The sequence below is a fragment of the Halorubrum halophilum genome, assembly GCF_000739595.1.
Taxonomy (GTDB): Archaea; Halobacteriota; Halobacteria; order Halobacteriales; family Haloferacaceae; genus Halorubrum; species Halorubrum halophilum.
In genome coordinates, this window is sequence record NZ_BBJP01000005.1 from 20,627 (window position 1) to 42,511 (window position 21,885).

General features: G+C 68.1%; 23 protein-coding genes. 10 read left to right on the plus strand and 13 right to left on the minus strand.

Annotated features, from left to right (window positions below):
* Nucleotides 1-16: 16 nt before the first annotated feature.
* From ACP96_RS01420 to ACP96_RS01430, 3 genes are read right to left on the minus strand one after another with little or no spacing between them, the layout of a single operon-like run.
* On the minus strand, nucleotides 17-634 hold the full coding sequence (locus ACP96_RS01420; protein WP_050031845.1) for a hypothetical protein: 618 nt from the start codon (nucleotides 632-634) through the stop codon (nucleotides 17-19).
* A gap of 3 nt (nucleotides 635-637) precedes the next feature.
* Nucleotides 638-2,434: a glycine--tRNA ligase gene (glyS, locus tag ACP96_RS01425; protein ID WP_050031847.1), complete on the minus strand. Its 1,797-nt coding sequence runs from the start codon at nucleotides 2,432-2,434 to the stop codon at nucleotides 638-640.
* A complete protein-coding gene (locus ACP96_RS01430) occupies nucleotides 2,435-3,283 on the minus strand; it encodes a CBS domain-containing protein (protein ID WP_050031848.1) in 849 nt (282 codons plus the stop codon).
* Between the two features lie 312 nt (nucleotides 3,284-3,595).
* Here ACP96_RS01430 and ACP96_RS01435 point away from each other — a divergent pair, with 312 nt between their 5' ends.
* Complete coding sequence (locus ACP96_RS01435) at nucleotides 3,596-3,820, plus strand: DUF7556 family protein (RefSeq protein ID WP_050025132.1); 225 nt, start codon at nucleotides 3,596-3,598, stop codon at nucleotides 3,818-3,820.
* Between the two features lie 48 nt (nucleotides 3,821-3,868).
* Here the strand turns inward: ACP96_RS01435 and ACP96_RS01440 are convergent, their stop codons facing one another.
* The 3 genes from ACP96_RS01440 to ACP96_RS01450 all read right to left on the minus strand — a co-directional run bounded on the left by ACP96_RS01440 (nucleotide 3,869) and on the right by ACP96_RS01450 (nucleotide 7,051).
* Nucleotides 3,869-4,798, minus strand: coding sequence for a ketopantoate reductase family protein (locus ACP96_RS01440; protein ID WP_050031849.1), 930 nt, complete (start codon nucleotides 4,796-4,798; stop codon nucleotides 3,869-3,871).
* 91 nt (nucleotides 4,799-4,889) lie between these two features.
* Nucleotides 4,890-6,095, minus strand: a complete 1,206-nt coding sequence (locus ACP96_RS01445) for a pyridoxal-phosphate dependent enzyme (protein WP_050031850.1) — start codon at nucleotides 6,093-6,095, stop codon at nucleotides 4,890-4,892.
* Entirely contained in the window at nucleotides 6,095-7,051 is a 957-nt protein-coding gene (locus ACP96_RS01450) for a succinylglutamate desuccinylase/aspartoacylase family protein (RefSeq protein WP_050025136.1), read from the minus strand. Before ACP96_RS01450 ends, ACP96_RS01445 begins: the two co-directional genes overlap by 1 nt.
* Before the next feature lie 170 nt (nucleotides 7,052-7,221).
* On the opposite strand from ACP96_RS01450, the gene ACP96_RS01455 reads away from it, so the two are divergent.
* Nucleotides 7,222-9,378, plus strand: coding sequence for a caspase family protein (locus ACP96_RS01455; protein ID WP_050031851.1), 2,157 nt, complete (start codon nucleotides 7,222-7,224; stop codon nucleotides 9,376-9,378).
* Here the strand turns inward: ACP96_RS01455 and ACP96_RS19690 are convergent.
* Nucleotides 9,362-9,493 carry a DUF7503 family protein gene (locus tag ACP96_RS19690; RefSeq protein ID WP_272913212.1) on the minus strand — a complete coding sequence of 44 codons (132 nt, stop codon included), beginning with the start codon at nucleotides 9,491-9,493 and terminating at the stop codon, nucleotides 9,362-9,364. The genes ACP96_RS01455 and ACP96_RS19690 overlap by 17 nt on opposite strands.
* Before the next feature lie 210 nt (nucleotides 9,494-9,703).
* On the opposite strand from ACP96_RS19690, the gene ACP96_RS01460 reads away from it, so the two are divergent.
* Complete coding sequence (locus ACP96_RS01460) at nucleotides 9,704-9,952, plus strand: hypothetical protein (protein WP_050031852.1); 249 nt, start codon at nucleotides 9,704-9,706, stop codon at nucleotides 9,950-9,952.
* Nucleotides 9,953-10,049: 97 nt separating this feature from the next.
* Complete coding sequence (locus tag ACP96_RS01465; RefSeq protein WP_050025137.1) at nucleotides 10,050-10,847, plus strand: helix-turn-helix transcriptional regulator; 798 nt, start codon at nucleotides 10,050-10,052, stop codon at nucleotides 10,845-10,847.
* Between the two features lie 22 nt (nucleotides 10,848-10,869).
* Here ACP96_RS01465 and ACP96_RS19070 read toward each other — a convergent pair whose 3' ends face one another.
* Entirely contained in the window at nucleotides 10,870-11,010 is a 141-nt protein-coding gene (locus tag ACP96_RS19070) for a hypothetical protein (protein WP_202593899.1), read from the minus strand.
* Nucleotides 11,011-11,188: 178 nt separating this feature from the next.
* Complete coding sequence (locus ACP96_RS01470; protein ID WP_050025140.1) at nucleotides 11,189-11,722, minus strand: inorganic diphosphatase; 534 nt, start codon at nucleotides 11,720-11,722, stop codon at nucleotides 11,189-11,191.
* Between the two features lie 566 nt (nucleotides 11,723-12,288).
* Between ACP96_RS01470 and ACP96_RS01475 the strand changes: the two genes are divergently transcribed.
* Nucleotides 12,289-12,648: a PadR family transcriptional regulator gene (locus ACP96_RS01475; protein WP_050025142.1), complete on the plus strand. Its 360-nt coding sequence runs from the start codon at nucleotides 12,289-12,291 to the stop codon at nucleotides 12,646-12,648.
* Between the two features lie 105 nt (nucleotides 12,649-12,753).
* Here ACP96_RS01475 and ACP96_RS01480 read toward each other — a convergent pair whose 3' ends face one another.
* Both ACP96_RS01480 and rnhA read right to left on the minus strand, forming a co-directional pair.
* Nucleotides 12,754-13,458, minus strand: coding sequence for a DUF7108 domain-containing protein (locus ACP96_RS01480; RefSeq protein WP_050025144.1), 705 nt, complete (start codon nucleotides 13,456-13,458; stop codon nucleotides 12,754-12,756).
* On the minus strand, nucleotides 13,445-14,041 hold the full coding sequence (gene rnhA / locus ACP96_RS01485; protein WP_050025146.1) for a ribonuclease HI: 597 nt from the start codon (nucleotides 14,039-14,041) through the stop codon (nucleotides 13,445-13,447). Before rnhA ends, ACP96_RS01480 begins: the two co-directional genes overlap by 14 nt.
* Nucleotides 14,042-14,182: 141 nt before the next feature.
* Here rnhA and ACP96_RS01490 point away from each other — a divergent pair, with 141 nt between their 5' ends.
* The 3 genes from ACP96_RS01490 to ACP96_RS01500 all read left to right on the plus strand — a co-directional run bounded on the left by ACP96_RS01490 (nucleotide 14,183) and on the right by ACP96_RS01500 (nucleotide 17,281).
* Nucleotides 14,183-15,184, plus strand: a complete 1,002-nt coding sequence (locus tag ACP96_RS01490; RefSeq protein ID WP_050025911.1) for a transcription initiation factor IIB — start codon at nucleotides 14,183-14,185, stop codon at nucleotides 15,182-15,184.
* 84 nt (nucleotides 15,185-15,268) lie between these two features.
* Nucleotides 15,269-16,594 carry a DNA repair protein NreA gene (gene nreA, locus ACP96_RS01495; RefSeq protein WP_050031853.1) on the plus strand — a complete coding sequence of 442 codons (1,326 nt, stop codon included), beginning with the start codon at nucleotides 15,269-15,271 and terminating at the stop codon, nucleotides 16,592-16,594.
* Nucleotides 16,595-16,984: 390 nt separating this feature from the next.
* On the plus strand, nucleotides 16,985-17,281 hold the full coding sequence (locus ACP96_RS01500) for a DUF7130 family rubredoxin-like protein (RefSeq protein WP_050031854.1): 297 nt from the start codon (nucleotides 16,985-16,987) through the stop codon (nucleotides 17,279-17,281).
* A gap of 417 nt (nucleotides 17,282-17,698) precedes the next feature.
* Here ACP96_RS01500 and ACP96_RS01505 read toward each other — a convergent pair whose 3' ends face one another.
* Nucleotides 17,699-18,697, minus strand: coding sequence for a radical SAM protein (locus tag ACP96_RS01505; RefSeq protein WP_050031855.1), 999 nt, complete (start codon nucleotides 18,695-18,697; stop codon nucleotides 17,699-17,701).
* Between the two features lie 155 nt (nucleotides 18,698-18,852).
* Between ACP96_RS01505 and ACP96_RS01510 the strand changes: the two genes are divergently transcribed.
* Nucleotides 18,853-19,569 (plus strand): DUF6517 family protein, encoded by a 717-nt coding sequence (locus tag ACP96_RS01510; protein ID WP_050031856.1) that lies wholly within the window; start codon nucleotides 18,853-18,855, stop codon nucleotides 19,567-19,569.
* Between the two features lie 85 nt (nucleotides 19,570-19,654).
* Nucleotides 19,655-20,764, plus strand: a complete 1,110-nt coding sequence (locus ACP96_RS01515) for a DUF373 family protein (RefSeq protein WP_050025917.1) — start codon at nucleotides 19,655-19,657, stop codon at nucleotides 20,762-20,764.
* Nucleotides 20,765-20,798: 34 nt separating this feature from the next.
* On the opposite strand, the gene ACP96_RS01520 is transcribed toward ACP96_RS01515, so the two are convergent.
* Nucleotides 20,799-21,824, minus strand: coding sequence for a DUF7139 domain-containing protein (locus ACP96_RS01520; protein WP_050025919.1), 1,026 nt, complete (start codon nucleotides 21,822-21,824; stop codon nucleotides 20,799-20,801).
* Nucleotides 21,825-21,885: the final 61 nt, after the last annotated feature.

A 21,885-nucleotide genomic window follows, 5' to 3' on the forward strand; every position in this document is an offset into this window, starting at 1 on the left:
GGCGGTTACGCGACCCCTACGCCAACATCGCGGCCGCAAGGAACATCCCTCCGGCCGCGACGGGTGGGATGGTGAGGTTGTCGTCGACGGCAACGCCGCGGACGATCGGCGGGAGCCCGTCGGCAATCGCGGCGGGGATCGCGCCAGAGAGCGCGACGGCGACGCCGGCGCCGCCCCCGAACGCCGGGACGGTGAAGGGAAGTGCCAACGCGAAACTGACGAGGAACATCGCGATCCACGCGACGGGCCGCTTCGACTCGGTCGCGTCGTTGTCTCCGAGTGCGCCGCTGACGGGGTCACCGACCGACAGCATCCACATCGCGGGGATCGCGAGCGTCGGCTGCAACAGGAGGACCACGCCGGTCATACTCACCTGGTAGAGCGCGTAGCCGGCGACGCTGTCGGACTCGTACTCCCGGGTGAGGTGCCGGTAGACGGCGTGATCGAGCCCGACGACGAGCCGGAGGAACTCCAAGAAGCAGACGACGGCGAGCGCGGCCACGAGGAAGTACCGGGTCTCCGTCCACGTGAGCCAGCCGAGCAGGAACGGTGCGGGGTACAGCGTCCCGCCAAAGTGGACCAGCCGCCGCTCGAACTCCACTTCGGCCCGCCACTCCGCCGCCGGAAGGGGCACGGGTCAGTTGGTCTCGACGTCGGTCGCGACGGTCTCGTAGCGGTCCGCCAGCGCGTCGAACTCGCCGCCGGCGCGGAGCGCGGCCAGCTCCGCGGCCAGCTCCGCGGCCGGGACCCGGACCTGTGCCGCGGAGTCGCGCTCCCGAACGGTCACCGTCTCGTCGCCGTCGCCCTCGATTCCGTCGCGGTCGATCGTGACGCAGAACGGGGTCCCGACCTCGTCCTGTCGACGGTAGCGCCGCCCGATCGAGCCGGAGTCGTCGTACGCGACCGCCAGCCCCGCCTCGCGGAGGTCCGCGGCGACGCGGTCGGCCAGCTCGGTGAGCCGGTCGTCGTTGGTCACGAGCGGGAAGACCGCGGCGTCTTGGGGCGCGATCTCGGGCTCCAGAGAGAGGTACGTTCGCTCCTCGCCGTCGACCTCGTCTTCGCTGTAGGCGTGCGCCAGCAGGGTCTGAACCGTCCGGCCCACGCCGAATGAGGGCTCGACGACGTGCGGCGTGAGGTGCTCGCCGTTCTCGGTCACCGTCTCCACCGAGAAGTTCGCCACGTCGGCGTCGACCTCGTGGGTCTCCGCGTCGTCGCCCTCGCCCACGGTCACCTCGACCGTCTCGCCGTCGAACGCGTCGGGGTCGCGCTCGGCGAGCGTCTCAAGGGCCTCGGCGACCGCGGCGGCGTCACCGCCGAACTCGGGGCCGAGCACGGACATATCGGGGTCGACGGTCGCGCGCTCGACCGTCTTCGGCTCGTCGTAGCGCTTGAACACGGTGAACGCGTCGTCGCCGTGCTCGCCGTGCTTCGAGAGGTCGTAGTCGGAGCGGTACGAGAAGCCCGCGATCTCGATCCAGTCGCCGTCGACCTCGCTCTCCGCGTCCCAGCAGTCGGCGGCGTAGTGTGCGCGCTCGCCCGCGAGGTGCTGGCGGAACCGGAACCGATCGAGGTCGACGCCGACCCGGTCGTACCACTCCTTCGCGACGCCGAGGTAGTAGCCGACCCACGGGGAGCCGATGACCCCCTCGTCGACCGCCTCGCCGACCGTCGTCTCGACGTACCCGCCGTCCTCGGCCTCCTGTTCGGTCGCGGGGTACAGCCGGACCTCGACGTCGCGCACGCGGTCCAGCGGCGGCTCGTCCTCCTCGGGGTCGATGAACTGTTCGAGTTCGGCCTGCGTGAACTCGCGCAGCCGGAGGAGCCCGCCGCGCGGGGAAATCTCGTTGCGGTAGGCGGGGCCGATCTGGGTGATCCCGAACGGGAGGTTCCCGCGGGCGTACTCCTTCAGCCGCGGGAACTCGACGAAGATACCCTGGGCCGTCTCCGGTCGGAGGTAGCCGGGTTGGGCGTCGCCCGGGCCGATGTCGGTCGCGAACATGAGGTTGAAGTCCTCAACTGATTCGCCCGCGAGCGCGGTGCCGCAGGACGGGCAGGCGATGTCGTTGTCGGCGATGAGCTCTTCGACTTCCGACCCGGGCAGCGCTTCGGCGTCCTCGATCTCCGTGACGGCCTCGACGAGGTGGTCGGCGCGGTGGGACTCGCCGCACTCGGGGCACTCGACGAGCATGTCGTCGAACCCCTCCAGGTGACCGGACGCCTCGAAGACGGGCTCCGGCATGATCGTCGGCGCCTCGATCTCGCGGTTCCCCTCCCGGAGGGTGAACCGGTCGCGCCACGCGTCCTCGACGTTCTTCTTCAGCGCCGCGCCCTGCGGGCCGAAGGTATAGAAGCCGGCGGTGCCGCCGTACGCGCCGTTCGAGCCGAAGAAGAACCCGCGACGCTTCGCCAGCTCGACGATCGCCTCGGACGCCATTTATAAGCCCTCCAGCAGGTCTACGTCGCGCACGATGCCGTCGAGGTCGGTGCCGTTGACCAGCGGCACCTGCTCGATGTCGTTGCTGATGAGCTCCTGTGCGACCTCCTTGGCGGTCCGCGCCCCGCTGACCGTCACGAGGTCCTCGGTCATGAAGTGGCGTGTCGCTCCCACGGGCAGCTCCACGTTCCGGGTCGGGAGGTAGCGGGCGCCGGTCGCCTTGATCCCCTCCCACGACCACTCGGAGTCCTGTTCGGCGATGGAGTCGCCCGTGCTGGCCTCGCCCTCGACGACGCGGGCGACCTCCAGTACGTCGACCTCGGTGAGGATGCCGGCGAGCCCGGCGTCGTCGTCGAGCACCACGGCGTAGGGGACGTTCGCCAGCCCGATCTCCCGCTCCGCGACCGGCAGCGGGGTCTCGGTGTACGTCGCGTTGACCGCGCTGGTCGCGAGCCCGCCGACCTCGGTGTCGCCGTCGATCTCGCCGCGGGCGATGGCCCGCACCACGTCGGTGACGGTGAGGATGCCGACGAGCGAATCGCCGTCGACGACCGGGAGCCGGCGCGAGTCCTCGGCGGCCATCGTGGCGGCGGCGTCGCCGATCGCGGCGTCGGCGCCGATCGTCGGTACCCCGCGCATGAGCAGCGCGAGCTGGTCCTCGTCCGGCTGCTCGATCAGGTCGTCGCGGGAGACGAGCCCGCGGTACACCTCCTCGCCGTCGACGTCCTTCACGACCGGCACCGACGAGAAGCCGTACTCCTGGATGTACTCCAGCACGTCGTTCCGGCTCCCCGGGATCTCGACGACGACGAGATCCGACCGCGGCGTCATGGCGTCTGATACGTTCATGCACCGTCTTTCAGCGTGCCACCTCTTGTATACTGCGAAGGTGGTCCGCGAGCGGGCGGCGATCGACCGCGGTGTGTCACGGGCGATCGCGGGCCGTCGCGGGGCATCTCGCCGGGACGCCGGAGGTCGCGAATCGACGCTCTGACAACGAACCAATCAGTTCGTCAGATCGATGTCTCACTCCGTCACTTCCCCCGTGATCGACGACTGACACGGGCTCTCGTCACCGATTATCGCCTCAAAGCGCCGATCCGCCGACTGCGGACGCTCTTGGTCCGGAACGCTTATATGTACTGTGAACAATTCACAATCATGTCACGGAGTTCCACTCCATGGGACGACCCGGACCCCGATCACCGGCGGACGGCGCTGCCGACGGATCCGGCCCTCGACGCCGACGACTCGCCGGACGTGATGGCGTCTATCGACGACTCCTCGTCGTCGCGACCGGAGCTCGTGATCGCGGACGTCTCCCGGGAGAACGCGTGGGTCTCGGTCACCGAGACCGACGCCACCGTCCTCGAAGAGTGGTGCTGAATCCGCTGAAACGACCGTAGACGCTCCCGTTTTTCCGCCCGTTTGAGGTCACTCCGAGCGTGTTTCGTCAGCGTCCGCCCCGGGTCGAACCCCGGCACCGACCTCCCACCCTCGGATCAGCGACGCGATCGTCCGACACGTCGGCGCCGACACGCTGAACCGGTCGGCGCGCTCGGTCGCGGCGCCGTAGATGGCGTCGACCTCGGTCCGCCGGCCCGCGGTCACGTCCTCGCACATCGACGACCGGTTGGCGGCGGTGTCGGCGGCGACGCGCTCGACGGCCGCGACCGCCTCATCGTCGCCGAGGCCGATCCCGTCGGCCCGGGCGACGCGCGCGACCTCGCGAGCCGCCTCGCGCGCCGCCTCCCCGCCCGGCCCGTCGAGGGTCCTTCCGTTCGAGAGCCGCGCGAGCGCCGAGGGGCCGTTGATCCCCGCGTTGACCGCGAGCTTCTCGTACCGGCGCCGGGGCATGTCCGCGGCGACGATCGTCTCGATCCCGGCCTCGTCGAACGCGTTCCCCACGCGCTCCGCGAGCGGGTCGTCCCCCCCGGAGAGCGCCCCGACGACGACCTCGCCGATACCCGTACACGTGACTCGACCGGGCTCGACGAACCGAGCGCCGTAGCTCGCGGTCCCCGCGAGGACGGTCGGGTCGAGCGCCGCGACCAGCCGCTCCTCCGTGAAGCCGTTCTGCAGCGAGCAGACCGCGTCGTACTCGCCGGTCGCGAGCGCCCGCGCGGCCGCGTCCGTGTCGTACGCCTTCGTCGTGACCACCGCGAGGTCCGCGGAGCGATGCGTTCCGTCGGTGAGCGCCCGTGGATGAACGCGCGCGTCGACCTCGCCGTCGATCCGGAGCCCGTCCTGTCGGACCCGTCGCATGTGCGGGTCGCGCCCGACGAGCGTGACCTCGTGGACCCGCGCCAGTAACCCCCCGACGAGGCTCCCGAGCGCGCCGGCGCCGTAGACGAGGACCTCCATACGCTCTCTCACGGGACGAGACTGAAAAGGGATGGCGGTGGGAAGACCACTCGGCCGCCGCGATCGATCCTTCAGTTCCCGGCCGCCGCGGTCAGCCCTTCAGTCCGTTCCCGGTCAGGGGGACGACCACGTCGTCGTCGGGCGCGAGGGTCCCGCGCTCGCGGAGTTCGCGCAGCGCCGCCGGCGCCACGGCGCAGGTCGGTTCGGTATAAAAGCCTGCGGCGTGGAGTCGGTCGAGTTCGGTTTCGGCCGCCGACTGCGTGACCGCGATCGCGTCGCCGTCGGCCTCGGCGATCGCGTCGAGAATCTGCCCCCTCCGGACCGGTTCGGCGATCTGGATCCCGTCGGCGGCCGCGTTGACGCGCCCCTCGGGGTCGGCCGCGTCCGCGCCGTGGAGCTCGCGGACGATCGGCGCGACCCCGGCCGCCTGCGCGCCGAACAGCCGCGGGACCTCGTCGATCCAGCCCGCGCGCTTCAGTCGGCGGAAGCCGCGGTAGGCGCCGAGGAACAGGGTTCCATGGCCGAGCGGCGTGACGACCGCGTCGGGGGCCTCCCAGTCGCGCTGGTACGCGATCTCGTAGGCGACGGTGGCGGTCCCCTCGAAGAAGGCCGGGTTCCACGCGTGGCTGGCGTACCACGCGGAACCCTCGGAGCCGCCGCCGGAATCACCTTTGTGTCCGCTCTCGCCTCTCTCACCGCCTTCGCCAAGCGCGGCCACGCACGCCGCCGTCACGTCCGCGCGCGATCCCTCGATCCGGATCGGCTCGGCGCCGGCTTGGCGGATCGCGCGGAGCTTCGATTCCTTGACGTCGGCTGGGACGTACACCGCGGCGTCGATCCCGGCGCGCGCCGCGTACGTCGCGATCGCGGCGCCGGCGTTACCGGAGGAGTCCTCGACGACGCGCTCGACGCCCAGCTCACGGGCCCGCGTGAGCGTCGTCGTCGCGCCGCGGTCCTTAAAAGAGCCAGTCGGGAAGACGTACTCCAGCTTGAACGCGGCGTTCCACTCGTCCGCGTCGGGTGAGTCGCCTCCGTCTGCCCCCGCGTCCGCGTCGACCAACGGCGTCATCCCCTCGCCGAGCGTCACCCGGTCAGCGGGGTCGTCGCCGACGGCGAGGAACTCCTCGAACGCCCACAGGCCGTTTCGGGCGTCTATCGAGTCCCGATCCCCGCTCTCTGGGAGCGGTGGCTCCGCGAACTCCAGCGGGGCGCCGCACTCGCAGCGCCACCGGTCCCGGACGGTTGCGCCGCATTCGGGGCAGACGAGATCTCGGATCGCGTCGCGGTCGCCGGACATCAGTACGTGTCGACGTTGGTGCCGACCGAGCAGACGTACTCGCCGGCGGCGACCTGGGGGAGCCGTCGGGTGCGCCAGAAGACCCCGTCGTCGTCGGCGGTGACACGTCCTTTTAGCTCGCCGAACACGTCGGTTACCTCGAAGAGCACGTCCCCGGTGGAGACGCGCTCGCCGAGCTCGCGCTCGAACCGGACCAGCCCGCCCGCCGGCGACCCGTACTGGTCGAAGCCGCGCGCCCTCGTCTGCCGTTCGAGGTCGACGTCGCCGTCAAGGAAGCCGTAGTGGCGGAGCACGTTGAACGCGCCCTCGACGCCGTACCGGATCGACTCCTCGTCCCAGCCGACGGCGCCGCCGAGCTCGGGGTCGATGGTGGGGATGCCGTGTTCCGGGCCGGCGCGCGCGAGCTGCCCGTCCGGTCCCTTGATGTCGAGGACGTGACCGCAGCCGAAGACCTTCGCAAGCTCCAAGCAGTCGCCGTGGAGGTGGTGTCGGACTCCACAGCGGACCCGCGTCTCATTTATCATCCGGCTGGTCGACCCCTGATGAAGGTCTAAGATGAGGTCCGCCCGTTTCGCGGCTTGGAACGTCGCGTGAGCGATACGCTCGCTCGTCGTCCCGTCCTCGTCGCCGGGGTACCCGCGGTTCATCTTCCGGTCGTCGATCGGATTCCGATGTTCGGCGACCTGAAACGCGAAGTAGTTGACGACCCCGACGACGAGGACGGCTCCGGACAGCTCTCCCGGATCGAGCCGGGGGACGACGCGGTTGACGACGCCGAGCCCGTTGAGCTCGTCGCCGTCACTGACCGCCTGCATGTACAGCGTCTCGCCGTCTTCGGCGCCGTTAATGACCGCCACCGGCAGTCGGACGGGACTCCCGTCCCGCGTCTCGCCGACCTCGAGACGGCCCGTGTCCGTCTCGCCCGGCGGGGCGCGAGCCGTTCCAAGCGTGATCATTACGCGAACGTGGGCCGGCCGCCCCTTTATCCGTTCGGTCCGCGGCGATCCCCCGACACAACCTTTATCGCCGCATCGCCCAAGATGTCGGTAACGACGGCCGCGTCGCATCGCTGCCGCGTCGAGCCCTTCCGCGGCGACTCCGACGCCGACCGAACGCGGTCCACCTCATGAGTATCGACATCGACCCGCTGTCCGGCGCGGCCGGACTCGCCGTCACCGACCACATCGAGAACACGCAGTTCGAGGTGTACACGGACCGGCCGGTCGAGCCGACCGCCAGTCCCGAGGACGCCCACTACTTCCCGGTCGACGCGAGTGTGACCGTCGAGACCGGTACGATCGAGATCCCTCGCGTCGCGGTCGTCGAGACCCGATCCGCCGACGGAACGCTGCTCACCCGCGGCGACGACTATGCGATGCCTCCCGGCACCTACCACGTCGGAATCGACCCTGCGCCGACGAAGCTGTACCTCGCGTTCGCGTCGCCCTTCTCCGTGTCGACGACGGAGCGGACGACCCGGATCGATCTCGACGCCCCCGACGAGGTGACGCTCGGGTTCCGGTCGCTTCACCAGGTCCCCGCGGGGACGATCGAGACGCCCACCGACCCCGAGTCGCTGATGGACGCCGTCTCCCTGCTCGGCTCCGCGCTCCAGACGACGAGCCCGGAGCGGTCGTTCCCGACCCTCCGCGGGCACCCGCCGCTGATCGAGCCGGGCGAGGAGCTCCGCGTCCCCGACCGAGTCGAACCGCCCGACTCCGGGATCCGGATCGTCGTCCCCCCGGAGTACCGCTACCTCTACCCGGTGGTCTCGCTGGCGTACTACTTCGCCGCCGACGTGGTCCCCGGCGACGCCCCCCGGATCGAGGGAGACGGTTGGACACACTCTCTGGAGCCCGACTTCGAGCGGCGGACCGCCGAAGTGCTCCGGCAGGCGTTCCACTTCGACTGCCTCGCGCGCACGGAGGGATTCTACCCGGTCGACCTCCACGAGCGCGAGACCACCGACCTCGACCTCGACTGGGGCCGGCTGTACGACCTCCCGCTCGCGGAGCGGCTCGGAGAGTACCTGGCGGTCCCCTTCGATCGCGTCGAGCCGGAACTCCCCCAGTGGACGCTGACGACCGACGTGCGTCCCGATCCCGAGAACGTGGAGATGCTCCCGTTCGTGGCCGGCGAGCTGTCGGTCGTTCGATCGCCGGAGACGGTGACCCCCGCGACGGCCGGCGAGGGCGACGGGCTCGGGTTCTTCCGCGGGCCGGGGGCCGGTGCCGGCGCCGGCGACTCTCCAACTGACGCGGCGTCCCTCGGTCCGGACGAGTTCGTTCGGGGCGGTGCCACCGGCACCGAACCCACCCGCGGCGCCGACGCCTCGGCGGAGCGCGGCGCGGTACCAACCGACGCCGACTTCGTGCGACCGGAGCCCGTCGACACCGTCGAGCACGCGTGGGTCGGCGCCGGCGTCCCGCTCGACGCCAACAAGGCCACCCTCGACGCGTACCACCGACGGTTAGAGGCCGGGTCGGTCGAGCAGTCGCGGATCTCCGTGCTCGTCGTCTGCAACGACGAGCAGATGCGCGAAGAGGGTGAGGTCGCCGACTTATACGGCCTCCGCGACATGGTCCAGTTCGATATCGAGGTGCGCCACGACCTCACCCGCGAGGAGATGCGCGAGGCCCTGCAGTCCGACGTGGACTTCCTCCACTACATCGGTCACGTCGACGATCGCGGGATGCAGTGCACCGACGAGTACCTCGACCTCACGTCCGCCGACCTCGACGTCGGCGTCAGCGCCTTCCTGCTCAACGCCTGTCAGTCGTACCAGCAGGGCGAGGCCCTCGTCCACCGCGGCTCCCGCGGCGGCATCGTCACCCTCTCCGACGTGGCGAACTCGCCGGCGACCCAGCTCGGTCGCATCATCGCCCGCCTAATGAACAGCGGGTTCAACCTCCGCACCGCGCTCCACGTCGCCAAGCGGGAGCTGATAACCGGCAACCAGTACATCGTCGTTGGAGATGGAGGGACAACGATCTGTCAGAGCCGGAGTGGTGTGGCTTTGGTTCTTAATTTAACTGAATCCCAAAATGAAAGATGGGACCTGACTGTAGAAGGATTCCCCAATGGCCCCTATGGTACCGGTACGATGATGTATCTAAATCTAGATGCTGATGACAAAAATCATATTGTCCCGTCGAAAATACATTTTAACCGGCTGTGCTCCCCTGATATCGACGATTTTCTGAACCTAGAAAACACGCCGATCTTCTACGACGAGGAACTGACGTGGAATGATGAGTTCACGCAGCTCACGGACCGGGAGTAGCAGCTGCCTGGTTCGCCGCCGCGGGCGCCGCCTGCGTCAACAGGAGGAGCGCGGTGAACAGGACGCCGGCCATCTTCGGGTGCTCTGCCACGTAGTCTGCAACACTTTCGTGCATATTACACAGAATATCGCGTGATATTAACATCAAAACCGTTTTGCGTCAACTATTCTCAGATATTTGAATATTCAGAAATAGTAAATAAATAGGCCGTCGCGGAACGCTTATCGGTTCGATCGTTCCGCGAGCACCCGCAATCGGTGTCGACGAGCCGGTTTCGGGGTTCTGCCCCACCGTTTTTTCCGCCTCCTCGACGGAGGTAGAGCCATGACCGACATCGACGCCACGATTCGCGACGCGTTCGAGCACACCGACTACGACCTCGGCGACATCGCCGTCAACCGGCGGCAGGTCCGGGTACCCGTCCTCCAGCAGGGCGCCGACCCCGACGCGCTCACCGCGGTGATCGAGGAGGCGCTCGGCGCGGACGCGGTCGCCGCCGCGACCGTCACTACCGAGGCTATCGACGGCGAGGATACCATCGGTACCGTCGTCTCGTTCCGGTATCGGGCGTGAGTGGAGTGCGGCGCCGGGTAGTTCCGTCTGCCGCCTTTTTATCACCGCGTGACGCGGTACGGTTAAGCGTGCGGTGTCCGTACACACGGCTCATACGATGACGGGCGACGACGGACACGACGGCGCACAGTACCTCGCCGGGTCTCCCGTCCGGGTCGCGATGCTCCGAGCGCTCCGAGAGGAGCCGCGCCGCCCGGCGAGTCTCACGGCCGCGGTCGACGCGACGCGGACGACGGTCCAGCGCATTCTCTCCGGGTTCCGCGAGCGGGACTGGGTGGTCAAGCGCGACGCGGTCTACCACGTCACGCCGACCGGGAAACGGGTTCACGACGCGTACGAGGCGCTGCTCGACGAGGTCGAGCTCGCCGACCGATACGGGCAGCTTGCTGCCGATCTCGAACGCGTCGGCGCCGACTTCCCGGCCGCGGCGATCGACGACGGAGAGCTGACCGTCGCGGCCGATCGGAACCCCCTCGCCGCCGTCGACCGGGTCACCGAACTGCTACGCGAGGGATGCGGCTCGGAGATCCGCGCCGTCTCGCCCGTCGTCATCCAGCAGTTCAACGACGCGGCTGCCGAGGCACTGGAGGCGGGTGCCGAGATAGAACTCGTCATCGACCGCGACGTGGTCGAGGAGTCGATCGCGGCGTTCGGCCCCGCGACCGACCGGGCGCTCCGCGACGACGGCGCGACCGTGTACGTCTCCCCGGAGCCGATTGAATACGGGATATTCCGGTACGACGACGTCGCCTGCGTGACCGCCTACGACCGCAGGAACAACCCTCGATGCCTGCTCGAATCGACGGACCAAGCGGTGATCGAGTGGGTCGACGATCGGTTCGAATCGTTCGTCGAAGAGGCTCAGTGTCTCTCCGCGGTCGTCGAGAACGCCTGATTCCGGCTCTCGGTCCCGGTGGTTACCGGTCCGCTCGTCCGTCGTCTGCCGCGCTCGCCGGCTCGTCGGCGTCGGCAGCGCAGTCGACGGCCTCGGAATCGAAGTTGGCGGGGACGACCGTCGGGTGATCGATGCCGACGGACGGCTGGCTGTGTGCGCTCATGGCTCTACTTACGCGTAGGCGACCCATTCCCTAAAAATTACCCATGGGCATAACGCATCCGCGGTGCCGGTAGGTATGTTCGCAAGTTATTCGACGCGACGAGGGAGCGCGTCCCGAGCCCTCGGTCGGATCTACAGATAAGCAAGGCGAGTGCCTCGGGGCTTGACCCCGAGGCAGTTCACTGGAACTCCTCGTCGTAGAGGTCTTGCGCGTGTTCGATCGCGTCCTTCGCGGCCTGCTTGTCTTCCCACCCGAGCGTCTCGACTTCCTTGCCCGCTTCGAGGTTCTTGTACGTCGAGAAGAACTCGTCAATCTCGTCGAGCGTCTGCTGGGGGATGTCGTCGAGGTCCTCGATGTGGTCGAACCGGGGATCCTCGGTGGGCACCGCGATCACCTTGTCGTCCTGCTCGCCGTCGTCGTCCATCTTCATCAGCGCGACGGGACGGGCCTCGACCACGCAGCCGGGGAACGTCTGGTCCTCGACGAGCACCATCACGTCGAAGGGGTCCTCGTCGTCGTAGTACGACTGCGGGATGAAGCCGTAGTCGTACGGGTAGTGGACGTTCGAGTGGAGCACGCGATCGAGAACGACGCCCGGAATGTCCTTGTCGTACTCGTACTTGTTCCGCTCGCCTTTGAGACACTCGACGACGGCGTAGATTTCGTCCGGCGCGTTCGGTCCCGTCTCCAGATCTTCCCAGAGGTTGGCCATGTATGAGATATTCCGTCCATGGTTCGCAAAGTCCTTTCGGGTTCCCGTCGTGGACCCCGGCGTGGGCGGCCCATTCTCCTCAGCCGGGAGGCGGTTGGCCTCTCGTCTTTGATCAGCTCCGATAACTGTGTTCAATACACACAGAGACACACGCGTACAGATATTCACATATAGAAAATGTACACTTACTCACATTCACATATAGAAAATACACGCGTACGGACTGATACAATATGGTACCGCCTTTCGCGGCCACGGTACTGGTTGCTACGGACCGATGTCACGCGGCATCGCTCCGTTAGCTCCTCGTGAAGTGCGTTATTCCCCGAAAGATGCACCGCTTCTCGGATGACAATTTTGTCTCGATTACCCTGTTTCGTCGATGAATTGTCGTGGATCAGCACGCACAGTGAGAGATATTTGGATAATGAGATTCTGTCGGATCAGAGCGCTCGACGCTGTTTCCACGGGTAACAGTACATTTCGTCGGTTTTACCCCTGCTGAAGTATTTAAACGTTCGTGAACCTTGAGAAAGGTTATAAGTTCGGGTTCCCTTCATTAAGCTATGTCAGAGGCACAATCAGTCACTGATGACCCAACGACGCGGACAGCGGCAGACCTGACCGCATTCCAACAGAACATTCTCGGGATCCTCTCGGAGGAGCCCATGTACGGCCTCGCGATCAAACGCGAGCTGGAGTCGTACTACGGCTCCGAGGTGAACCACGGGCGGCTCTACCCGAACCTCGACGACCTCGTCGAGGACGGGCTGGTCGAGAAGAGCGAGCTCGACAAGCGGACCAACCAGTATGAGCTCACCGAGGCGGGCCACGACGCCGTTCTCGGCCAGCTGGAGTGGGTCCTCGATCGGTTCGCAACTGACGAGGAGCGCGCGGACGAGGTCCGCGCCCTGCTCGACGAGTAACGACGACCGCGTCGCCGGCGTCCCGCGCGGCAACCGACACTTTTGGCACACGCGCGCGGCGAAAGCCGCGCACGCTCGCTCGGCGAGCGACGGTTTCGTCTCTCGCTACGACTCCTCGGGACCGTCCACGTCCGCCGCGACCGCCTCGATCACGTCAAGCGACTCGTCGACGACGGCCAGCTGCTCGTCGGTCGGCCAGCCGTTCCGCGGGAAGTACTCCTCGCGGAACTCCTCGCGCACGTCGGGGGTCGCGTCGTCGACCGCGCGCACGTAGTGGTTGCTCATGAACGCCGCGAAACTCCGGGCGGTGTCGGCGTGTGGCTCGCCGTGCGTGTCCGCGACCGCGTCGGCGACCGCGTCGTTGTACGCGGCGATCTCGCGGTAGCGGTCGGCGTCGCCCGGCCCCGACAGCGACACCTCGACGGCCCGGTCGGTGGTCTCGATCCGGTCGAGCTGGACCGTCCCGTCGTCCATCCACTCGTCGGGGTACAACACGAGCGTGTCGTCGTCCTCGCGGAGCCGCGGGACGTAGTCGTGACCCTTGACGAGTTCGTCGCGGCGCTCGCGGTAGAACGCGGCGGCCGCCTCGTCCTCGGTCTGCCGAGCGAGCCGGGTGAGCCGCTCCGCCTCGTCGACGGTCTCGACCGGCACGTCGGGGACGCGGTCGTCGGCGTCGGATCCGTCGGCATCGCGGTCGCCCTCGCCGTCGGCTCCTTCCGTCTCCCCGTCTTCGCCCGATTCCTCGGCCGCCATCACTTCGCGCGCCCGTTCCTTCGCCCACTCCGGTGGTTCGTCGTCAGTTCGCGTCATCGAGTGCCTCGTTCGCCAGATCGTCGGCGCGTTCGTTTATCTCCCGCGGAACGTGCCCGATCGACCACCGGTCGAACCGCTCTAACAGCTCTCGGACGCGGACCCGCTTCTCGCGGAGTTCCGGGTCGTTAGCGTTCCACTCGCCGCGCACCTGTTTGACGATCAGCTGGGAGTCGCCGCGGACGTCGATCTCGTCGAAGCCGTACTCGTCGGCGGCCTCCAGCGCCCGGATCAGCGCGGCGTACTCGGCCTGGTTGTTGGTGGCGCGACCGATCCGCTCGCCGCCCTCGGCCGCGATCCCGTCGGACGTGACCAGACACCAACCGACTCCGGCCGGGCCGGGGTTCCCGCGCGAGCCCCCGTCGAAGTAGACGTGCGCGCGCCCGCCGCCCTCGCTCAGCAGGGCAGTCAGGCGAGTCGGGTCGCTCCCCTGCACCACGACTTTGTCGTCGTACGCGACGGCGACGGCGCCATCTCGCTCGGCACGCCACCGCTCGTGGGCCGTGTTCCCCTCGTCGATCCGGACGCCGGCGTCCTCCAGACGGGCTCGCGCAGTCGCCGGATCGCAGTCGATCGTCGGCATTCGATAAGGATCAGCGCTCGCGGGACAAAGGGCTGTCCGTCCGCCGTGGAGAACGCGCGATCGCCCGACGACGGAACTGTGTTACTCCGTCTCAATCTCACGAAATTTTAAGTCAATCCGTTCGGATAGTATATAAATGCGATGACACGGCCAACCCGGCAACGGGATCACGACCGGCAGCGTGTGCGGGACGAGGACGCCGACGAGTCCGAAACCGACGCCGAGGGGGTCGAGGGGGTCGACGCCGACGAGTTGGACCCCGAGGACTTCGACCCGGAGGAGCTCACCCGGACGGCCGACGGGGAGCTGATACACGAGGAGACGGGGATCATCATCGAGGAGGAACAGATCGATCCCGGCCCGGAGTGGCGCGCGTTCAACCACTCGGAGCGACAGGAGAAGTCGCGCGTCGGCGCCCCGACGACGAAGACGATGCACGACAAGGGGCTGACGACGACGATCGACTGGAAGGACAAGGACGCGTACGGGCGCTCCATCTCCTCGAAGAAGCGGTCGCAGATGCATCGCTTACGCAAGTGGCAGGAGCGGATTCGAACGAAGGACGCGGGCGAGCGCAACCTCCAGTTCGCGCTCTCGGAGATCGACCGGATGGCGAGCGCGCTCGGCGTGCCCCGGTCGGTACGCGAGGTCGCCTCCGTCATCTACCGACGCGCGCTCAACGAGGACCTGATCCGCGGGCGCTCGATCGAGGGCGTCTCCACCGCCGCCCTCTACGCCGCCTGTCGCAAGGAGGGAATCCCGCGCTCGCTCGAGGAGATCTCCGACGTGTCGCGGGTCGACCGCAAGGAGATCGGTCGCACGTACCGCTACATCTCCCAGGAGCTCGGCTTAGAGATGCGGCCCGTCGACCCGAAGAAGTACGTCCCCCGCTTCTCCTCCGAGCTCGAACTGAGCGAGGAGGTCCAGTCGAAGGCCAACGAGATAATCGAGACGACCGCTGAGAAGGGGCTGCTCTCGGGGAAATCCCCCACCGGGTACGCGGCCGCCGCGATCTACGCCGCCTCCCTGCTCTGTAACGAGAAGAAGACCCAGCGCGAGGTCGCCGACGTCGCGCAGGTCACCGAGGTCACCATCCGCAACCGGTATCAGGAGCAGATCGAAGCGATGGGGATCCACAGTTAGGCGTCGTCGACGGACCCGCTTTCTCTTCGCGTCGTCGCGCTCGCCAGCAACGTTCAAGCCGGCGCGGAGCCAACACCGATCCGAATGCGGCTCGACGAGTTCATCGAGTTCGAGGCGAACGAGCGCGCCGAGCGGCGGCGCCTCGCCGCCGAGAAGGATTACGGCATCCTCGACCACCTCGACTCCTTCGAGCGGCGCTTCGAGGAGCACGTCTCCGACGACGCCGTGGTCGGCAGCGTCTCCCCTTCCATCTTCGTCGGTCGCTCGAACTACCCGAACGTCTCGACCGGGTTGCTCTCGCCCGTCGGCCGCGAGGAGCGCGCCGCGGCGTTCGAGACCTCCGCGGCGTGGTACGACGAGGACGTCTCCATCGCGGACGTGTTCGACCGCCGGACCAGCCTCCTCAACTCGACGCGCGGGGTCGACGTGGCGGACGCCGGCGCGACCGGCGGCGTGAAGTCGATTGCCGGAGACGGCCCGGCCGAGAGCGTCCACGACGCGTGGAACGGCTGGCTCGGCGTTCAACGCGAAGTCGCCATCGCCGACCGCCCGGTCGACGTCGAGATCGGGCTCGACGGCACTCCCGACCTCGACTTCGATATCGGCACGCAGGACATCAAGACGCCGACCGGGCCGCGCGCCGCGGCCCGGACCGCCGACCTCGGAGAGAACCCGCACGTCCCGCGGCCGGTGAAGAAGACGCTCGAAGACGACGACTGGCGCGCCGAGGGCGCGATGACGTACCTCTACCGCCGCGGGTTCGACGTGTACGAGATCAACACGATCCTCTCCGCGGGCGCGCTCGGACAGGGCGAGAACCGCCGGCTCGTCCCGACGCGCTGGTCGATCACGGCGGTCGACGACACGGTCGGGCAGTTCCTCCGCGGCGCGATCCGAGAGAATCCGACGGTCGACCGGATCGAGGTCCACCGCAACGAATACTTGGGGAACGCGTTCTGGGTGATCTTGATCCCGGGACGGTGGGAGTACGAGCTCGTCGAGATGAAGTCGCCCGGTTCGATCTGGAACCCAGACCCCGAGGCGGGCGTCTACCTCGCGGCCGCGAGCGAGGGTCGCGAGGGCCGGACCGGCTACGTCGAGGAGACGGCCGGCGCCTACTACGCGTCCCGGATCGGGGTCTTGGAGCACCTCGACGACCGCGGGCGACAGGCGAAGGCGCTCGTCTTACGCCACGTTTCCGACGACTACTGGGGGCCGGTCGGCGTCTGGCAGGTGCGGGAGGCCGTCCGCAACGCCTTCGAGGGAGAACACGGGACCGCGGAGACGTTCGGGGAGGCGGTCCGCGGCGTCGCCGACCACCTCCCGGTCCCGCTGGGTCGTCTGCGTCGGAAATCGACGATGGCGGCCGGGCTGCAGGCGAACCTCGGAGACTTTGTCGGCGCGGAGTGAGAGGCGGGAGCAGCGTGGACTGACGTCGGCTTCATAGCTACTGCTTAAAAATGCAGTGCGGTGGCGCGCCTGCGAGCGCCCGGAGGGCGCGAGCAGCCCGCGAGGGGGTCGGCGGTCCGGAGCGAAGCGGAGGACCGCCGACGAGGCTGGGGAGGCGTGAGGCTGCCGTTTGCGGTGCGGGGTGGGACTCAAAGGGGCAGCCGCGAGGACGAAGCCTGACGACGCAAGGACCACAGGGAGCGAACGAAGTGAGCGACCGAGGACCGCAGCGAGTCATGCGAGTCCTCGCGGCTGGGGCTTTGGAGGCCTTCACTGGCGAGTCACCGATCACGTATATGTGTCGTGCTACCTACTACCACACTTATAAGGAATAAACGCGTACAGTCGCGCATGGCCTCCGAAGAACCCGTATTCGCCGACGTGAGCATCGGGCAAGCCGTGTACGACGAGGAGGGCGAGAAGCTCGGGTCGGTTCGGGGCGTCGACGACGACGGCTTCTACGTCTCGGCGCCCTCCGGCTCGGAGCCGCTGACGCTCACGGACGCCCGCGACGTGTTCGGCACCGCCTACGTGATGTGGCGCTGCTGGGAGTGCGGCGAGATGGGCGAGATCGGGACGGAGCTCCCCGAGAACTGCCCGAACTGCGACGCGCCCCGCGAGGAGCTGTACTACTGGGCCGAGGACTGAGACGACGACGGCGGGAACCCCGCTCCTGTTCTCGTCGTTTATTTATAAGTGGTCGACCGCGGAGGCGCGGCGAACACCACCGAAGCCCCAGCCGTGAGGCGGGCGCACGCTCGCTGTGCTCCTCACTCAGTCGCTCACTTTGCTCGCTCCCTCGTTGCGGTGCTTACGTCGCCTGCGCCCGCCTCACGGCTGCCCCTTTGAGTCCCACCCCGCACCGCAAACGGCAGCCTCACGCCTCCCCAGCCTCGTCGGCGGTCCTCCGCTTCGCTCCGGACCGCCGACTCCCTCGCGGGCTGCTCGCGCCCTCCGGGCGCTCGCAGGCACGCCACCGCACCGAAAATCGCGTGTTCACTCGCCAGTCGCACGCGTCGCTCCACGACTCCGAAAACCCCGACTCGAACGGTCGAAAAACGCGACTCAGGCGACCGGCGTGCGCTCGACGACGGTCCCGTCGACGGTCGGGTACTGCTCGACGATTTCGCCCTCGGCTAAGTCGCCGTCCTCGACCATCTCTTCGAGGAGCCACCACGCGACCTCGACGTGGTCCGACTTCACCGTGTAGAACTCCTCGGGGACGCCGAGCGCCTCGAAGCGGTCGGCGTCGGCGAACGCCTTCCCGTAGACGAGGGTGCCGTCGTCGGTCACCTCGTCGAACTCGCGCCGGATGTTCTTCGCCATCCGCTTCAGGCGGTTCCGGTGTTGCGCGGCGTCCTTAAAGACGGACGTACAGAAGTACACCTTCTCGTGGCTCGCCATCTCGGAGACGATCGCGTCGTCCTTCGACCCCTCGACGGCGGACATGTGGCCCTCCTGCAGCTCGAAGCCCTCCTCCTGCATCCGGCGGTAGTTCCCGTCGGACATCTCGAACTCGTTGATGTTGCAGAACTCGGCGGCGCCCTCGTCCAAGAACTCTAAGAACTCCGGCTCCGCGCGGATGCCGGGGATCTCGAAGGCGGGCGTGAGCCCCTCCTCGCGGGCGATGTGGAGGATCTCCTCCCACTCGGTGCCGTGCATGTCGCCCCACATCTCTAACGGCGGGTGGAAGCGGATCTCGTCGAGCCCCGCCTCCGAGAGGCGGCGCATGTTCTCGCGGCCGCCCGTGATTCCGGTGTAGAGGTGGGTGTGGTGGTCCTCGCCGAACTCGTCTTTCAGCAGTTCGAGGTACCGGCACGTCTTCGCCATCGCCTCCTGCGGCTCGCCGCCGGTGATCGAGGTGCCCAGCGCGCTCATGCGCTTGGCCTCCTCGATGACGTCCTCGTCGGACTCGACTTTCCGCTCGTTGGCGTACACGTCGGTGACGTTCTTCCGGTTCTCTCCGAGGGGGCAGTAGAAGCAGTCCCGCTGGTCGCAGTAGCCGTAGACGAACAGCACCATCTTCCCGCCCTTGGCGCACTGTTCACAGCCCTTGGAGATCATCTACCCCGTTCTACCGTCCCCGGCCTCAAAAAGCGTCCGAACCGCGCACTCCCGGGAGATTCGTTGACATGGTTACGGCTTGAGTCGCCCGTCAGGCCTGCTGATCGGGTCGTTCGAACACAAAGTATGTACCCCCGCCGTCGTCATTGGCGCCCATGAAACGAGGACCGACCGTCGACGAGCCAGCCGAGAACCGGAACGACGCGATCAGCCGTCGCCGGGCACTCGCGGCCGGCGGCGCGGTGGGACTCGCGAGCCTCGCCGGCTGCACCGCCCTCGACGTCGCCACGGGCGGCGAGCCCGCGGAGTTCGCCGCCGGCACCGCGACGGTCGGAGACGCGACGCTCGACGAAAGCGGGTACGACCTCAACGACGTGAGCGACGAAACGATCTCTCGGGAGGTCGAGGTGGCCGGACAGACCCGAGAGGTCCGCGTGACGAACACCGTCGCCGAGTACGACAAGGCCGTCGAGCTGTTCGGCGAGCGCTACCAGGCCGCCGTCTTCGCCGCGGTGACGACGCCGCAGATCGAGGTGCTCGGTCAGGAACTCAATCCGATCGCCGAGTTCAGCACCCGCGAGCGCGCCGAGATCATCCTGAGCCGCTACGAGGAGGTCGGGGACCTCGAACGCGGCTCGGAGTACACGACGACCGTCCTCGACTCGGACGCCGAGGTCGTCGTGTACAGCGCCGAGGGCCAGATCGGTGGAACGGGCGCGAGCACCGAACTGGAGCTGCATATCGGCGAACCGGTCGGCGTCGACGACGACTTCGTGCTCCCGCTCGCGGCGTACCCGGCCGCGTTCAGCGACGGCGAGAACGTCCGGCGGATGATGAACGGGATCGAACACGAGCCGAACGAAGAGAACTGACGGGGCGCGGCGACGCGGCCCCCGAAGTCACCGGACCGCGGAGCGAGCCGAAAACATATGCCGACCCCTCGCGTACCCTCGTACGATGCTGCTCGTCCTCTGTGTCGACCTTGACGACGACCTCGGTCGGAAGACGGGGATCCCCACCCCCGTCATCGGCGCCGACGAGGTCACCGAGGCCGCGGTCGCGCTCGCGACGGCCGATCCGGAGGACTCCGACGTGAACGTCCTCTTTCAAGGCGTCAACGTCTACGACGAGCTGGCGGCCGGCGGCGAGGCGGTCGAGGTCGCCGCGGTCACCGGCGTCGACGGCTCCGACGTGAAGGCGAACCGCGCGGTGGGGAAAGAGGTCGACCGCGTGCTCGCGGAGCTGTCGACCGGTGAGGAGGTCTCGGCGGTCGTCATCACCGACGGCGCGCAGGACGAGTCGGTCCTCCCGGTGATCCGCTCGCGGATGCCGATCGACGGGATGCGCCGCGTCGTCGTGCGGCAGGCGCAGGACCTCGAATCCCTCTACTACACGATCAAGCAGGTGCTCGGCGACCCGGAGACCCGCGGCACGATCCTGGTGCCGCTCGGCGTGCTCCTCTTAATCTACCCGCTCGTCGTCGTCGCCAACCTGTTCGACGTTGCGGGCGCGGCGGTCCTCGGGATCCTCTCCGGCCTCCTCGGGCTCTACTCGCTGTTCCGCGGGCTCGGACTCGAAGACACGGTCGACGGCGCGGCCGCATCTGTCCGCAACGTGCTCTACACCGGGCGGGTGACGCTCGTCACCTACGTCGTCGCGCTCGCGCTGATCGTCGTCGGCGGGTTCCAAGGAATGGAAACGATCGAAACCGTCCGCGGCGTCCGTGGAGGAGGAATCACCGCGGGCGTCGCGCTCGCGGCGTTCGTCCACGGATTCGTCCAGTGGCTCGCCGTCGCCGGGGTCACCTCCAGCCTCGGCCAGATCACCGACGAGTACCTCGCGGGGCGCTTCCGGTGGCGGTACCTCAACGCGCCCTTTTACGTGCTTTCGATCGCGGTCGTGCTGTACGCCGTCTCCGGGTTCTTCCTGCCGACGGCCCCGGGCGTGACCTCGCTCGGGCTCCCCGACCTCGCGATGGCGCTCGCGGCCGGGACGCTCACCGCGGTGTTGAGCACGCTCGCGTTCGCGGTCGCGGAGTCGCAGCTCCCGTCGGCTGATCCAGCTTAAAAGGGGACGGCTCAGGCGCTCGCTTCCGATCGGGTCACCGCGGCGTCCATTCCTCGCAGGCGTCCATGTCGTCCATCAGCGCGTCGTGGTGGCCGCAGTAGGGCTGCATCCCCTGCTCCGTTCGGACGTAGTCGAACTGCGCGCAGTTCCCGCAGTAGGTGTCGCCCGGGCCGTCGCGCGCCTCGGGCGAGACGCCGGGGGTGACCGGTCCGTCCGGGCCGGACGGGCCGGACGGACCGCCGGAGTCGTTCCCGCCGCTCGTCCCGTCAAGCGGGGACCGGATGTTGGTCTCGGCCGCGCCGCCGTCGCTCACGCCGGCGGGCTGGCCGCCTCCGGCCGAACGAGACCCACCAGCCGACCTGGTCGAACCGGACGACGTGGGCGATCCGGACGATCCGGGAGATCCGGACGAGCTCGGTCCGGATCCCGAGCCGGAACCACTGCTGCTCCCACCGCGCCGGTTCGTCTGCGTCTCCACGTTACCGTCGGGCGTGCCGCCGAGGAGGCCGACGCCGCCGCCGCGGTTGAGTTCGTCGCGGTCGACCTCGATCACCTTCGTCTCGCCCTTGTGGGTCACCTCCATCGTGACGGTGCCACCGGGATCGTTCCGGGTCTTGAAGTTGGCGACGCCGACGAACACGCTCCACAGCGTCGTGGCGGCGCCGACGAAGTATAGCCCCGCGGTCGGGAGCGTGAGGTCCGTGAGCTCCGGGTGCGGGCCGCCGACCCACTGGTCGGGGTACGCGTACGCGAACAGCGCGACGCCGAGACACATCACCGCCGCGCCGACGATCGCCGCGACGCGGGTGTTGCGGTCCGCCGGGAGGACGGTCATCACGCCGAGCAACACGAGGGGGACGCCCACGCCGCCGAGCACGCCGCCGAGCCGCCGCGCCTCGCCGGAGGTGTAGCCGTTCGGGAGGGCGACCTCCGCGGCCACGAGGATTCCGGCGACGAGGAGCAGCGTTCCGGCGACGAACGAGCCCACGCCTAGGTACAGTCGGCGCGGGTCGACCTCGGAGCGCCCCCGCCCGCCGTACGCCTCCGAGAGACTGGTCATAGGGCCCCTACGTCGTCCTCCCTGAAAACAGTATGTCAGACGTTCGCCCGCGGCGGGGGAC

Coding starts and splice junctions, on each gene's coding strand:
- ACP96_RS01490 (WP_050025911.1), top strand. CDS start 14,183: ATGACACGGCCAACCCGGCAACGGGATCACGACCGGCAGCGTGTGCGG.
- rnhA (WP_050025146.1), bottom strand. CDS start 14,041: ATGCCGACGATCGACTGCGATCCGGCGACTGCGCGAGCCCGTCTGGAG.
- ACP96_RS01460 (WP_050031852.1), top strand. CDS start 9,704: ATGACCGACATCGACGCCACGATTCGCGACGCGTTCGAGCACACCGAC.
- ACP96_RS01435 (WP_050025132.1), top strand. CDS start 3,596: ATGTCACGGAGTTCCACTCCATGGGACGACCCGGACCCCGATCACCGG.
- ACP96_RS01475 (WP_050025142.1), top strand. CDS start 12,289: ATGTCAGAGGCACAATCAGTCACTGATGACCCAACGACGCGGACAGCG.
- ACP96_RS01500 (WP_050031854.1), top strand. CDS start 16,985: ATGGCCTCCGAAGAACCCGTATTCGCCGACGTGAGCATCGGGCAAGCC.
- ACP96_RS01520 (WP_050025919.1), bottom strand. CDS start 21,824: ATGACCAGTCTCTCGGAGGCGTACGGCGGGCGGGGGCGCTCCGAGGTC.
- ACP96_RS01455 (WP_050031851.1), top strand. CDS start 7,222: ATGAGTATCGACATCGACCCGCTGTCCGGCGCGGCCGGACTCGCCGTC.
- ACP96_RS01430 (WP_050031848.1), bottom strand. CDS start 3,283: ATGAACGTATCAGACGCCATGACGCCGCGGTCGGATCTCGTCGTCGTC.
- ACP96_RS19690 (WP_272913212.1), bottom strand. CDS start 9,493: ATGCACGAAAGTGTTGCAGACTACGTGGCAGAGCACCCGAAGATGGCC.
- ACP96_RS01440 (WP_050031849.1), bottom strand. CDS start 4,798: ATGGAGGTCCTCGTCTACGGCGCCGGCGCGCTCGGGAGCCTCGTCGGG.
- ACP96_RS01445 (WP_050031850.1), bottom strand. CDS start 6,095: ATGTCCGGCGACCGCGACGCGATCCGAGATCTCGTCTGCCCCGAATGC.
- nreA (WP_050031853.1), top strand. CDS start 15,269: ATGCGGCTCGACGAGTTCATCGAGTTCGAGGCGAACGAGCGCGCCGAG.
- ACP96_RS19070 (WP_202593899.1), bottom strand. CDS start 11,010: ATGAGCGCACACAGCCAGCCGTCCGTCGGCATCGATCACCCGACGGTC.
- ACP96_RS01505 (WP_050031855.1), bottom strand. CDS start 18,697: ATGATCTCCAAGGGCTGTGAACAGTGCGCCAAGGGCGGGAAGATGGTG.
- ACP96_RS01450 (WP_050025136.1), bottom strand. CDS start 7,051: ATGATCACGCTTGGAACGGCTCGCGCCCCGCCGGGCGAGACGGACACG.
- ACP96_RS01480 (WP_050025144.1), bottom strand. CDS start 13,458: ATGACGCGAACTGACGACGAACCACCGGAGTGGGCGAAGGAACGGGCG.
- glyS (WP_050031847.1), bottom strand. CDS start 2,434: ATGGCGTCCGAGGCGATCGTCGAGCTGGCGAAGCGTCGCGGGTTCTTC.
- ACP96_RS01515 (WP_050025917.1), top strand. CDS start 19,655: ATGCTGCTCGTCCTCTGTGTCGACCTTGACGACGACCTCGGTCGGAAG.
- ACP96_RS01465 (WP_050025137.1), top strand. CDS start 10,050: ATGACGGGCGACGACGGACACGACGGCGCACAGTACCTCGCCGGGTCT.
- ACP96_RS01470 (WP_050025140.1), bottom strand. CDS start 11,722: ATGGCCAACCTCTGGGAAGATCTGGAGACGGGACCGAACGCGCCGGAC.
- ACP96_RS01510 (WP_050031856.1), top strand. CDS start 18,853: ATGAAACGAGGACCGACCGTCGACGAGCCAGCCGAGAACCGGAACGAC.